Below are 13,095 nucleotides of genomic sequence, written 5' to 3' on the forward strand. Positions count from 1 at the left end.
TTTATTTAATCTACCGATTTTTTCACCTCGATCACCACCGATTTACTCGTCGGAGTATTACTTTTATCTGCCACAGATTTTATAGGAACCAAAACATTAGTTTCAGGGAAATAAGTGGCGCAGCATTGCTCAGGAATAGAGTAGGGAATTACCAAAAACTTTCGTGCAACGCGTTCAACCTCGCCGTGAAAATTATATAAATCAACAATATCTAATTTTTTGAAACCTCGTTTTTTAATATCGGTTTCATTCATGAAAATAACGCGTCTTTCGTCTTTAATACCTCTGTATCGGTCATTCATACCGTAAATCGTGGTATTATATTGATCATGACTTCTGATCGTCATCATCAGTAATTCGTTTTCTTTAATTTCAGGCATCTCTGCATAGGAAACGCTGAAATTGGCTTTTGAAGTTTTTGTGGGGAAAGTTCCTTCGCGTGAAGAATTAGGTAAATAAAAACCTGCTTTTTCCCGCACTCTTTCATTATAATTTTCAAATCCTGGAATTACTTTTTCAATATCTTCCCGAATTAAATCGTAGTTTTTATGATAAGACATCCAATCAACTTTGGTTTTTTCGCCAAAAACTTCTTTTGCTAAATGACAAACAATTGAAACTTCACTCATCAACTGTTTACTCACAGGTTTTAAATTTCCTTTGCTGTTTTGAACTACACCCATTGAATTTTCCGTAGACACAAACTGTGGTTCGCCATTTTGGATATCAATATCGCTTCTGCCGTAAGTGGGTAAAATAATGGCTTCTTTCCCGGTTATCAAATGGCTTCTGTTTAATTTTGTGGATACGTGTACTGTCAGATCGCATTGTTGCAAAGCTTCGGCGGTATATTTCGTGTCTGGTGTCGCGCTTAAAAAATTGCCACCCATTCCGAAAAATACGGATGCTTCACCTTTATGCATCGCATTTATAGAATCCACGACGTCAAAACCGTGTTTTTTAGGCGGCACAAAACCAAAAGTTTTTTCTATATTTTCCAAAAGCCAATCTTCCGGTTTTTCATAAAGTCCCATCGTTCTGTCACCTTGTACATTGCTATGTCCCCGAACAGGGCAGGTTCCCGCACCGGGTTTCCCGATGCTTCCCTTCATTAATAAAAGGTTTACTGTTTCTTTTATGGTTTTTACAGAATTTTTATGCTGCGTTAAACCCATCGCCCAACAGATAATGATTTTATTTTTGAATTTTAATTTATCTGCAATGTCTTTAATTTGACTTAATGGAATACCACATTTTTTAGATAATTCATCCAAATCCTGCGCTAAAATATGAGTCCGAAATTCTTCAAAACCAAATGTTTCTTTAGAAATAAATTCATGATCTAAAACCTGATTCGGATTTTCACTTTCAAACTGAAACCAAAATTTCGCAATCGCCTGCAGTAAAGCCATATCGCCATTTATTTTTACCTGAAGATAATCGGTAGCGATCTGAATTTCACCACCTAAAATTCCTCGAATAGACTGCGGATCGCTGAAAGCTTCCAAACCAGCCTCTTTTAAAGGGTTTACGGCAATAATCATCGCGTTATTTTTTCTTGCTTTTTTTAGTGCAGAGAGCATTCGCGGATGATTCGTTCCAGGATTTTGCCCCATGATAATAATCGCCTCTGCTTCATAAAGGTCTTCCAGAGTTACAGAACCTTTGCCGATACCCAGAGTTTCTTCTAGTGCAACGGCGCTTCCCTTGTGGCACATATTATTACAGTCAGCCATATTGTTGGTCCCAAATTCTCTGATGAAAAGTTGATATAAAAAAGCGGCTTCATTACTCGTTCTTCCGCTCGTGTAAAAAATAGCCTCGTCTGGCGACTTTAAAGCGTTTAATTTTTCGGCTATTTTTTTAAAAGCATTTTCCCAGGAAATTGGTTCGTAATGCGTTCCATTTTCCGGCAAATACATTGGGCGGCCAATTCTTCCACTTTTCCCAATATGATAGTCGTCTAATTTAGAAAGTTGTGCTACAGAATACAGTGCAAAAAAATCTTCCCAAATTACATCTGTTGTCGCTTCTTCGGCAATGGCTTTCGCACCGTTTTCGCAATATTCTGCAATTGGACTTCTTTCGTCATCAGGATCCGGCCATGCGCAACCCGGACAATCATAACCTTCAAATGTGTTTAGTTGATTTAATGCTTTAAACCCACGAATCGCGTCCATAGATTTCAAAACGTGTTCAGCCGAAACTAAAACCGCTTTTTTTCCTGCGGCATAGGTTTCAGGATCTGATAATTTTATGTTGGAAAAACTTTCTGGATTTTCTGCGCTGGGATTTTGATGCTTGTTATTTTCTGACACAGGATTATTTTTTATCTAAGTTAATTAATATTTAGCAAGTCGTTTTTGTATTTTTATACATATCAGACTGGTCTTCAAAAGTAGTATCTAGGCATTCCAGATCCTTTTCTACCAAAAGAAATAAGTCATTTTCTTCGTCATTTTTCTGAAAGCCTTCAAGGGTAATTTCGTCCGTATCTGTTATAGTAAATGCTTCTTTTTTTGAAATATAAAGCGTTATTTTATTTTCATTAAAAGAAGCTGAAATTTGAGGTTTATTGGCATCAATCACTAAAGCATATTTAAAAACCTGCTGATTTCCGATTATAGTAGTTTCTTCAACAAAGCCGCTTTTTTTAAGATTTTGAACGTCTGTTTTCGTCAATCTTAATCTTATACTGTTGCCTTTAATTCTTATCTTCATTTCAATGATTTAAATCTAATTTATCTGCACCACAATAAACATTCGCATTACCATTTTTTAAAAAACCCACCAATGTGATTCCAAAATTTTCCGCCGTTTCTACTGCCAAAGAACTTGGTGCGCCGATTGCGCAGATAATGGGAACGCCTGCCATTGCACATTTTTGGATCAATTCAAAGCTCGCTCTTCCGCTGAGTAAAATAATACGGTTGCGAAGAGAAAAATCTTCTGCCGGATATTTTAAAAGTTCAGCACCGATCAATTTATCTAAAGCATTGTGTCTGCCCACATCTTCCCGAACATTCAGGATATTTCCATCCAAATCAAATAAGGCGGAGGCGTGAATCCCGCCCGTTGTTTTAAATGTTTTTTGAACTGTTGAAAGTTTTTCAGACAGTGAAAAAAGCGTTTCCATTTTTACAGGAATGTCTGGTTTTATAATTGGGATTCTACAAACCTGTTTTATGGCTTCAATACTTTCTTTTCCGCAAACACCACAACTGCTCGTGGTGTAAAAATTTCTTTTTAATTTTTCTAAATCTGGGTTAAAATCTGAGGCAAAATTAATGGTGATTTTATTTTCTTCAAATCCCGATGAAACAGGGGAATTCAAATTATTTTTAGAATAAATAATACCTTCTGTAAATAGAAAACCAACTGCCAGTTCCAGATCATTTTCCGGCGTACGCATCGTCACCGAAATCGATTTTTTTTCTCTTGAATTTCCTAATTTAATAGCAATTTCCAAAGGTTCTTCGATGGCTAAATTATCGGATTTTGAAATCGTTTCATTTCCGAAATTAATAACTTTATTGATTTTAAATTCTTTAACCATTGTATTTTTTTAAAGCCAAAAAAGCTTGGTCTGTATTAATGTTTTTTAAAAATTCTTCACTATTTACGGGTATAACTTTTGTTTTAATTTCACCCAAAAAATGCCGAAGAGAATCATTACCATTGCTGAAAAAATCCTTTAATTTTAAAATTGAACTCTTCTCAATAATAGAAACTAAAGGTTGTAAAAAGCCGTCTTTCTCAAAACAAACTGCATCAAAAGAACTACTTCTTTCTTGATTTAATTTGATTAAATGTTCAATTTTAACCAAAGGAAAATCTGTTCCTAAAATTATAAAACCTTTCTCGGGGAATTTATCAATCACACTCAGAATTCCAGAAAGTGGTCCGTGATTTTTGTATTTTTCATCATCAATTATGAAATGGTGATCTTCATTTTTTGCCCAGTTTTCCCATTGATTTTCATTAATAGAAATTACAATTTTTTTGCAAAAAGGTTGAAGCATTTTTGATACAGTTTTCCACTGTGCTTCGTCTTCGTATTCTAATAAAGCCTTATCAGAATTCATTCTTTTGCTTTCCCCACCACATAGAACAATGCCAATAAAATCAGAATTTACATGCAGACTTTCATATTTTAATTTGGACAAATTTGTCATTATGTTTTAAATCTGATATTTAATTTATAGCAATTAAAGAATGAATTCTAAAGGTAAATGAATTATTTATATTTTATTAAGTAAACCGCAACAAAAATCCCACCAAATAATCTTCTACTAAAGTTTATTTGGTGGGACTATTTACATTTTATTATTTCTAAATTCGCACAATGTCCGCACCCAACGCTTTTAATCGTCCATCAATATTTTCATAACCACGATCAATTTGCTCGATATTATGAATAGTAGATTTTCCCTCGGCGGAAAGTGCCGCAATTAACAAAGCATTTCCGGCTCTAATATCTGGAGAAATCATTGAAGTTCCACGCAATGGCGATTCATGATTTAAACCAACCACAGTTGCTCTGTGTGGATCACACAAAATAATCTGCGCGCCCATATCAATTAATCGATCTACGAAAAATAATCTGGATTCAAACATTTTTTGATGCACTAAAAGTGTTCCTTTGGCTTGCGTTGCAACCACCAAAATAATCGAGAGCAAATCTGGTGTAAAACCTGGCCATGGCGAATCTGAAATAGTTAAAATCGAACCATCAATAAATTTCTGAATTTTATAATGTTCCTGTGCAGGAACAAAAATATCTTCGCCACTTCTTTCTAAAGTAATTCCTAATTTTCTAAACGTATTTGGGATAACGCCAAGTTCATCATAATTCACATTTTTAATAGTTATTGCAGATTTGGTCATTGCAGCAAGTCCAATCCAAGAGCCGATTTCCACCATATCCGGAAGCATCGTGTGTTCTGTTCCGCCTAAATGATTGACACCTTCAATAATTAATAAATTGGAACCAATACCTGAAATTTGCGCACCCATTCTGTTGAGCATTTTACAAAGTTGTTGCAAATAAGGCTCACACGCAGCGTTGTAAATTCTTGTTTGTCCTTTTGCTAAAACCGCTGCCATCACAATATTTGCCGTTCCTGTAACAGAAGCTTCTTCTAATAAAATAAATTTACCGCGAAGTTCTTTGGCTTTTAAAGTATAAAAATAGTCGTTTTCATCATAATGAAATTCGGCGCCTAATTCTACAAATCCTTGAAAATGCGTATCTAATCTACGTCTACCGATTTTATCTCCGCCTGGAGTAGGCATATAAGCTTCCCCGAATCTTGCTAACATGGGGCCTAAAATCATTATTGAACCGCGCAATTTTGCACCGTCTTTTTTAAACTCTGGGGATTTTATATAGTCGAAATTTATTTCATCCGCTTTAAAAGTAAAATCGCCGTGTCCATTTTTAGTGACTTTAACAGCGAAATCACCTAAAATTTCTATCAGTCTATTGACATCTTGTATGTCCGGAATATTTTTAACTCTTACCTCTTCGTCGGTCAATAAAACAGCACATAAAATTTGCAGCGCTTCATTTTTTGCACCTTGCGGTGTAATTTCTCCATGCAATTGTTTTCCACCTCTTATCTCGAACGCTTCACCCATTAATTTCTGTTATTTTTAGGATTGAAATTGCGTCTTTTACTTTGATTATTATTGGTATAGCGGGTATTTTTATTATTGTTATTCTTATTAGTGGCGTAATAAATTTTACTTTTATCGAGACTTTCAATATTGGTTAGATCCAGACGGTTTTCAGAAAGTTCCTTCAAATGTCTGAAAATAACATCATCGTGCACATGTTCTTTGTTATAAACATTGTAAGATTTTTTCATATTGTTAGCAATCACTTCTATCAAAGCTTCTTTTTCGTCACCTGCTTCCAGCTCAATTGCTTTTTCAATCAACTGTAAAATACTTTTACCATAAAATTTAAAATCACCCTGCAGTTTCGGGTAATCCATTCTTTTTGGTGCAGTATGAAGTTCTTCTTCGCTCAATAAAGGGTAGGGAGAATCGATATCTAAATCATAACTCGCTAATATATATAAATGGTCCCACAATTTGTGTTTATAATTTTCTTCATCACGAAGCTGGGGATTTCTTTGTCCCATAAAATCAACAATCGCGTTTGCCATTTCATTGCGCTCTTCTTTCGTCGGAAGTTCTTTGCAGCGCTCAACTAAAGTCTGTATAATCCTGCCATATTCTGGCATATTTAAATGCGTTCTGTCTGTATTATATTCCATAAGTGCAAATATAGTAATTTAGTGTGGAGATTTTTAATCGGTTATTTTTGATTTTTAATAATCGTGCGCCATTATTAAAATACTCACTTTATTATTTTTATTATTTAAAATTTCCCACGCCATCATGCTCATAGTATTTCCAGTGGTAAAAACATCGTCAATTATTAACACATGTTTGCCAATAATTGGTTTTTGTAAAGAGAATAATTGCTCCTGATTTTCGCGGCCTTTTTTATTTTTCAGCGCTTGCGGTTTTGCGTAATAATTTCTTTTAATTAAATGATGATCAAAGGGAATTTGATAATAATCCGAAATTTTTTCTGTAAAAAGATGAAGTTGATTATATCCGCGTTCCTTTGTTTTTTTTGGATGGAGCGGAACTGAAATAATCAGGTCGGGTTTTTGTTTAAATGTAAGGCGCTCAATTGTCCATTCTGCAAAAATTTCTGCAATATTTTCTCTGTTTTTATATTTCAAATGGTGCATTAATTCCCGTGATAAGCCTTCTTTTTGAAATTCCATTAAAGCAAATGCATTATCTACCGGAAAAAGTGTTTTACAGTTTTCTTTTAAAATATTTTCGGACTCAAATTCTAAATTGCAGAAGCTAATTTGGTTTTTACATAGTTCGCACACGTAAGTTTTTGCCGCAATAATTAAATTACAACCAACGCACCGGTCAGGGAAAAAGAAATCTTTAAACAAATTGGAAACTTTTACATAAATTTAAAACAAAAAATTTAATTGCCAATTTTATTATTTTAATGTGTTTTCGATGCACTACAAATTTCACTTATCTTTGTAAAATGATTAGGATCACCAAAATTTTCACTTTTGAAACCGCCCATGTACTTTATAATTACGATGGCAAATGTAAAAATATGCACGGCCATTCCTACAAACTTTTTGTAAGCGTTAAAGGAAATCCCATCAATAATTTAGACGATTCTAAAAATGGAATGGTGCTGGATTTTGGCGATTTAAAAACGATTGTAAACTCCCAAATTGTCGATGAGTGGGATCATGCGGTTATGTTAAATGCCAATTCGCCACATAAAATTTTAGGACAAACTTTAGAAAATGAAGGCCATAAAGTGATTTATTGCGATTATCAGCCGACTTGCGAAAACATGCTTATTGATATCGCAAAAAGAATTAAAAAGAATTTACCGTCAGAAGTTACATTGGCTTATTTAAAGTTGCATGAAACTGAAAATTCCTACGGTGAATGGTTTGCGGAAGATAATTAATTAGAAAATCGATTAATGACTAAGATCCATTTACAAAAAGATAAAAAAATCTACTTCGCTTCCGACCAGCATTTTGGCGCGCCTAATCCTGCGAGCAGTAAAATTCGTGAAACTAAATTTATTTCCTGGTTAGATTCTATCAAAAAAGATGCGCAAGTTTTATTCTTGATGGGCGATTTATTTGATTTTTGGCACGAATGGAAGCATGTTATTCCCAAAGGTTTTGTTCGTGTTTTAGGTAAATTAGCCGAAATAAAAGATAGTGGAATTGATATTTATTTTTTTGTGGGCAACCATGATTTGTGGATGAAAGATTATTTGGAACAAGAAATTGGCGCCACTATTTTTTACGACAAACAATATTTTGAAATCAATTCTAAAAACTTTCTTTTAGCGCATGGCGATGGACTTGGTCCAGGCGATAAAGGTTATAAAAGAATGAAAAAAGTCTTTACTAATCCTTTTGCGCAATGGGCTTTCCGCTGGTTACATCCAGATATTGCGATGAAAATAGCCATTTATTTTTCTACTAAAAATAAAATGATTTCTGGCGTGGAAGACAAAGCATTTTTAGGGGAAGACAAAGAATTTTTAATTCTTTATTCAAAAGAAAAATTAAAAACTGAAAAAATTCATTTTTTTGTTTATGGTCATCGCCATTTGCCGATGGTTTTAGATTTAGAAAATGGAAGAGCGAAATACATCAATCTCGGTGATTGGATTTCTTATTTTACTTATGGCGAATTTGATGGCGAAAGTTTTGAGTTAAAAAATCTTGACGCAAATTCTTAATTTTTACATTTATTTTACCTGTGATTAACTCAATATTCAATATAAAATCTGAAATAGAATTCCAGCAAAAATGCCTGGAAACGTTCCTCTATCAATATGAAAACGTTGAAGTTTATCAAAAGTTTGTTGATTTTTTAAAAATTGATATTTCAACAATTGATGCGGTAGAAAAAATTCCATTTCTACCAATCGAAATGTTTAAAAACCACCAGATTTTAGATAAAAATAAAACGGCAGATTTATACTTTCAAAGTTCAGGAACCACATTACAAAATCTTTCAAAGCATTATGTTGTAGAAGAAAATTTATACCAAGAAAGTATTTTAAAAAGTTTCGAACAATTTATTGGGAAGGTTGAAGATTTTGTATTCCTTGGGTTATTGCCCAGTTATTTGGAAAAGAAAAATTCTTCATTAATATATATGGTAGATTTTCTGATGAAAAAATCGGAAAAACCTGAAAACGATTATTTTCTTTATAACCATCAGGATCTTTTTGATTTACTTAAAAAATTGTCTCAGGAAAATAAAAAAGTCATTATTTTTGGTGTTTCATTTGCGTTGCTGGACTTTCTTGATTTCGCTGAAACAAATCATCAAATCATCACATCGTCAGATCAATTAATCATCATCGAAACTGGCGGAATGAAAGGTAGAAAAGAAGAAATTACCAAAGATGAATTGTTGAAAATTTTGCAAAATGGCTTTAAAACTGATAAAATATATTCCGAATATTCTATGACGGAATTACTCTCTCAGGCTTATTCTTTAGGAAATAATACTTATGATTGTCCACCATGGATGCGCATTTTAGTAAGAAATGTTGAAGATCCTTTTTCTTATGAAATAGTAGGAAAAACGGGCGCTTTAAATATTATTGATTTAGCAAATCTTCATACTTGTAGTTTTGTTGCCACCCAAGATTTAGGAAAATTAATTAAAAATAATTCTCAAAATAATTTGCAATTTCAGGTTTTGGGAAGAATCGACCATTCAGATATTCGTGGTTGCAGTTTATTAATTAGTTAAAAAATGATTAAAGTAGAAGAATTAACGCATGCTTATGTCTCGCACTTTTGTGATTTTGAAAAGCATTTAATTTTAACCAATCACTTTCATACCGATTGGGAAGCCGATATTTTAATCATTGACAAAGAAGGTTTCAGCCATGAAATTGAAATAAAATTATCAAAAGCTGATTTTAAAAATGACTTTAAAAAATCTTACACTAATGAAAAAACCGGTCAGAAATTTTTAAAACATGATAAAATAAGTTGCGGCGATTATATTTGCAATAATTTCAGTTTTTTATTTCCAATGGGAATGGTAGAAATTGAAACTATTCCGCTGCATTGCGGTGTTATAGAATTTTATCATAATCCCGATTCTTGGGAAACAGATTTTTTTGTGATTCGTAAACCAAAAAATATTCACCAAGATTCGTATTGGAAAATGATTGATAAAGATGCTTTTTTGAGAGTAACAGCCCGAAATCTTCTGTTTAAAAAATTTCAATTAAAAGCTAAAAAAGAAGAATTGATTTTTAAAAATCACTTTTTACCTAAACCCTAAATTGGTGTCAAAATAATATTCTAAAAACCTGAAAAATCTCATTAAAAAATTAATTGAATTGTCTGCAATTTTTTCCTAAATCTAAATTTAATTTATATATTGCGGGCAATTAAAAGGAAGAGTATGACGAAAATAAAAGTGCAGTATGAATATTCAATGCACTGCCTTTCAGAGATTTTGTATGAATATATGGCAAGTGCGGAAGGGCTTTCTGAATGGTTTGCAGATGAGGTAGATGAAAGAGGAGACGATTTTTATTTCAGTTGGGAAGGCGGTGGTGCCGAAAAAGCAACTTTAATACGCTATAAACCAGAAAGTTTTGTGCGTTTCCGTTGGGAAGAAGATGAAGGAACAAAATATTTCTTTGAATTGGTTATCGTAATAGACGAAATTACAGATGATCTATCATTAAACATCACAGATTTTTGTGAAGAAAATGATCGGGAAGAAAATAAATTATATTGGGAAAATCTAATTGAAAATCTTCGCCTGAAATTAGGCGCTTCATAAGTTTAAAAGTGGTAATTGTTTATCACTTTCTTTTTTTATATCAATCTTAATTTTATTTTCCATGAGTAATTTTAACGTGCAAAATAGAGCCTTTTTATTTGGCGATGCGGTTTGGGTGTCTTTTTATGTAAGAAACGGCGCGCTCTTTTTACCAGAAGAATGTTATTTTTTCTTAATGTCTTCTATGCGAAAAATGCGGATGAATATTCCTGCAGATTATACTTTAGAATATTTTCAAAGTATATTTCAGTACGATTACATAAATGAGAATTCTCAGGAAGGAATTCTTAGAATGATGGTATATCGCAATTCTGATAACGCTAATTTAGCAAAATCGGGTGTTTCACATTATTTTGAATTTATTGAGAAAAATGATATTTTAAGTATTGAAAAAAATATTGAAATTGATTTAATAAAGGAAATAACGGTTAATAATAATCTATTCAGTAATGTCTACACGCATTCGCCGGAAAATATTTACGGGGAAATTTATGCGATGGAAAATGATTTGGACGATGTTATTTTATTAAATCCCCAAAAGAGAATTGCCAGAAGTATTAATGGAAATTTACTATTTCTTACAGAAAATTCCGTTAAAATCCCGAAGCAGACTGAAGGCGCGTATATTTCGCCCTTGATGGAGGCTTTTGTTACTTACCTTCATAAAAGTAATTCTTTGAAAATAGAAGAAGTTGAAATGATGGCCTTTGAATCCCAAAAATCTGAAGAAATTTTGATAATTTCAGAATCGAAAGGTATTTTTTCTGTATCAAAAATCCGTAATCGAACTTTTGAAAATAAGAGATTTACAGAATTGCTGAATAACTGGAAACTAAGTTTGGTTTAAATTGACAAACTCGGCAAACAACCACTTAATTAGTTCTTTACCGAGTTTTGAAGTTTTAAAATATTTGAATTAATCAAAGTATTTAAATGTTACACCAAAGAAACGAACTTTATCTCATAAAAATTATTTAACACACTATTAAAGTTTGTTAAATTAATTCATACTCACATCTTCCGGTGAATTTGCCCAAAGCAAATATTCACCACCAAGATTTTGCATTATGTTTTTCCAGAGATTTTGGTCGTTCGATGACGTATAATCTAAATTATAAATTTCAACAATCGTCCACATTTTTGCTTTTAATTCAGTTTCTAATTGTGAAGCAGCCCAACCAGAATAACCGGTAAAAATTTTTACATTTTCTTGTGATATTTTATCATCAATCAGCGCATTTATTACAGCACTTTTATCTTCCGTAAGATTATAATTTTCGTTGATTTCAATGGATGAAGCTGATACTTTTTCACCATTAATAATGAAAAAAATTTTCTCATCTTCTACGGGACCGCCTTCGTAAACTTCTACAGGGTGTCCAAATATGTGTAACATCCTCTCAGCTGCTTCTGGATTTTTTTTATTTAAAATTAATCCGAAGGCGCCGTTTTCATTATGTTCTAATATTAAGACTACAGACCTGGAAAATACATCCCCCGAAATATCGGGCGCGGAAATTAAAATTTTACCTTTGCAAAAATAATTCATATTCAAACTTAATAAATTTTTATGGAAAACCTTCATGACAGCAGAAAAAGTTATAATAATGCAGAACTTTTAGAAACAGAAATAAGAAACTCACCTTTTGAGCAGTTTAAGACTTGGTTTAAAGAAGCAGAAGATTCAGTGGAAATTTCGGAGGCTAATGCTATGTCTATTTCCACAATGGATGAAGATGGTTGCCCAAGAACTAGAATTGTTTTGCTAAAAGCATATGATGAAAATGGCTTTATATTTTACACTAATTATAATAGCCAAAAAGGAAAAGCAATTGCTAATACGGGAAAAATTTGTCTTCATTTCTTTTGGCCAAATTTAGAACGTCAAATTTCCATAAAAGCTGATATTCAAAAAGTATCGGAAGAAAATTCTGAAGACTATTTTCACTCTCGTCCTCGCGGTAGCCAGCTAGGTGCAGTAGTTTCACCCCAAAGTTCGATAATCCCGAACCGTGATTTTTTAGAAAATAAACTATATGAGTTAGAAAAAGAATTCCAAGGAAAAGAAATTACGAGGCCTAACAATTGGGGCGGTTTTATTGCAGAACCCTACGAAATGGAATTTTGGCAGGGACGTCCAAATCGCCTTCATGACAGGATTGTCTATAAAAAAACTACAAATGAACTTTGGGAAATTTTCCGTTTAGCTCCATAAAAAATGCCGCAATAAATGCGGCATTTATATATTAAAGTTATATTATTTCTTTTTTGCAGGTGCTTTTCCTGCTGCTTTTGCTCCCATTACAGCTGTTGATAAATCAGATCCAGCTTTAAATTTCGCAACATTTTTTGCAGCAATTGAAATTGGTTTTTTCGTTGCTGGGTTAATTCCTTGTCTCGCAGCACGGTGTGCAACAGAAAAAGTTCCGAAACCTACTAATGAAACCTTACCATCTGCAGATTTCAAGGCATTTGTAACGTTTGACACAAAAGATTCTAAAGCTTTTTTTGCTGCTACTTTTGTGATGTCTGCATCAGCTGCTATTGCATCAATTAATTCAGATTTGTTCATAATAAAAAGTTATTAAAGTTAATTTTTAGAAATGATATTAAGCAAATATAAAACAATTTTAATAATACGCAAACTATTTTAAAATTTTTAATTAAAAATTTATATAAAGACAGTAA

At 32.8% G+C, this 13,095-nt stretch carries 16 protein-coding genes; 7 read left to right on the top strand and 9 right to left on the bottom strand.

The window, feature by feature from the left end; translation table 11 throughout:
* Positions 1-5: 5 nt before the first annotated feature.
* The 7 genes from ACVBED_RS08160 to ACVBED_RS08190 form a co-directional block, all read right to left on the bottom strand.
* Positions 6-2,318, bottom strand: coding sequence for an FdhF/YdeP family oxidoreductase (locus tag ACVBED_RS08160; protein ID WP_473094841.1), 2,313 nt, complete (start codon positions 2,316-2,318; stop codon positions 6-8).
* 31 nt (positions 2,319-2,349) lie between these two features.
* A complete protein-coding gene (locus ACVBED_RS08165) occupies positions 2,350-2,721 on the bottom strand; it encodes a DUF7009 family protein (protein WP_447121373.1) in 372 nt (123 codons plus the stop codon).
* 1 nt (position 2,722) lies between these two features.
* On the bottom strand, positions 2,723-3,556 hold the full coding sequence (gene fdhD / locus ACVBED_RS08170; RefSeq protein WP_447121374.1) for a formate dehydrogenase accessory sulfurtransferase FdhD: 834 nt from the start codon (positions 3,554-3,556) through the stop codon (positions 2,723-2,725).
* Positions 3,549-4,175, bottom strand: a complete 627-nt coding sequence (gene mobA / locus ACVBED_RS08175; protein ID WP_447121375.1) for a molybdenum cofactor guanylyltransferase — start codon at positions 4,173-4,175, stop codon at positions 3,549-3,551. The genes fdhD and mobA overlap by 8 nt, the downstream gene beginning before the upstream one ends.
* A gap of 157 nt (positions 4,176-4,332) precedes the next feature.
* Positions 4,333-5,640 carry a UDP-N-acetylglucosamine 1-carboxyvinyltransferase gene (murA, locus tag ACVBED_RS08180; protein WP_447121376.1) on the bottom strand — a complete coding sequence of 436 codons (1,308 nt, stop codon included), beginning with the start codon at positions 5,638-5,640 and terminating at the stop codon, positions 4,333-4,335.
* Positions 5,640-6,284: a DUF4290 domain-containing protein gene (locus tag ACVBED_RS08185; protein ID WP_447121377.1), complete on the bottom strand. Its 645-nt coding sequence runs from the start codon at positions 6,282-6,284 to the stop codon at positions 5,640-5,642. The genes murA and ACVBED_RS08185 overlap by 1 nt, the downstream gene beginning before the upstream one ends.
* Positions 6,285-6,338: 54 nt before the next feature.
* A complete protein-coding gene (locus ACVBED_RS08190) occupies positions 6,339-6,989 on the bottom strand; it encodes a ComF family protein (RefSeq protein WP_473094842.1) in 651 nt (216 codons plus the stop codon).
* Between the two features lie 101 nt (positions 6,990-7,090).
* Between ACVBED_RS08190 and ACVBED_RS08195 the strand changes: the two genes are divergently transcribed.
* The 6 genes from ACVBED_RS08195 to ACVBED_RS08220 all read left to right on the top strand — a co-directional run bounded on the left by ACVBED_RS08195 (position 7,091) and on the right by ACVBED_RS08220 (position 11,254).
* Positions 7,091-7,534 (top strand): 6-pyruvoyl trahydropterin synthase family protein, encoded by a 444-nt coding sequence (locus ACVBED_RS08195; protein ID WP_447121379.1) that lies wholly within the window; start codon positions 7,091-7,093, stop codon positions 7,532-7,534.
* A gap of 15 nt (positions 7,535-7,549) precedes the next feature.
* The gene (locus tag ACVBED_RS08200) at positions 7,550-8,326 is read left to right on the top strand and encodes a UDP-2,3-diacylglucosamine diphosphatase (protein ID WP_447121380.1); all 777 of its coding nucleotides are present in this window, start codon (positions 7,550-7,552) and stop codon (positions 8,324-8,326) included.
* Positions 8,327-8,349: 23 nt separating this feature from the next.
* The gene (locus ACVBED_RS08205) at positions 8,350-9,354 is read left to right on the top strand and encodes a LuxE/PaaK family acyltransferase (RefSeq protein ID WP_473094881.1); all 1,005 of its coding nucleotides are present in this window, start codon (positions 8,350-8,352) and stop codon (positions 9,352-9,354) included.
* A gap of 3 nt (positions 9,355-9,357) precedes the next feature.
* Positions 9,358-9,897, top strand: a complete 540-nt coding sequence (locus tag ACVBED_RS08210; RefSeq protein ID WP_447121381.1) for a hypothetical protein — start codon at positions 9,358-9,360, stop codon at positions 9,895-9,897.
* A gap of 123 nt (positions 9,898-10,020) precedes the next feature.
* Positions 10,021-10,407: an START-like domain-containing protein gene (locus ACVBED_RS08215; protein WP_447121382.1), complete on the top strand. Its 387-nt coding sequence runs from the start codon at positions 10,021-10,023 to the stop codon at positions 10,405-10,407.
* A 61-nt stretch (positions 10,408-10,468) separates the two neighbouring features.
* Complete coding sequence (locus tag ACVBED_RS08220) at positions 10,469-11,254, top strand: aminotransferase class IV (RefSeq protein ID WP_447121383.1); 786 nt, start codon at positions 10,469-10,471, stop codon at positions 11,252-11,254.
* A 153-nt stretch (positions 11,255-11,407) separates the two neighbouring features.
* Here ACVBED_RS08220 and ACVBED_RS08225 read toward each other — a convergent pair whose 3' ends face one another.
* Positions 11,408-11,956 carry a YqgE/AlgH family protein gene (locus ACVBED_RS08225; RefSeq protein WP_473094843.1) on the bottom strand — a complete coding sequence of 183 codons (549 nt, stop codon included), beginning with the start codon at positions 11,954-11,956 and terminating at the stop codon, positions 11,408-11,410.
* Between the two features lie 21 nt (positions 11,957-11,977).
* Here ACVBED_RS08225 and pdxH point away from each other — a divergent pair, with 21 nt between their 5' ends.
* Positions 11,978-12,622 carry a pyridoxamine 5'-phosphate oxidase gene (gene pdxH, locus ACVBED_RS08230; RefSeq protein ID WP_473094844.1) on the top strand — a complete coding sequence of 215 codons (645 nt, stop codon included), beginning with the start codon at positions 11,978-11,980 and terminating at the stop codon, positions 12,620-12,622.
* A 42-nt stretch (positions 12,623-12,664) separates the two neighbouring features.
* Here pdxH and ACVBED_RS08235 read toward each other — a convergent pair whose 3' ends face one another.
* The gene (locus ACVBED_RS08235) at positions 12,665-12,979 is read right to left on the bottom strand and encodes an HU family DNA-binding protein (RefSeq protein WP_473094845.1); all 315 of its coding nucleotides are present in this window, start codon (positions 12,977-12,979) and stop codon (positions 12,665-12,667) included.
* Positions 12,980-13,095 lie beyond the last annotated feature (116 nt).

This window comes from Halpernia sp. GG3 (genome assembly GCF_052976925.2).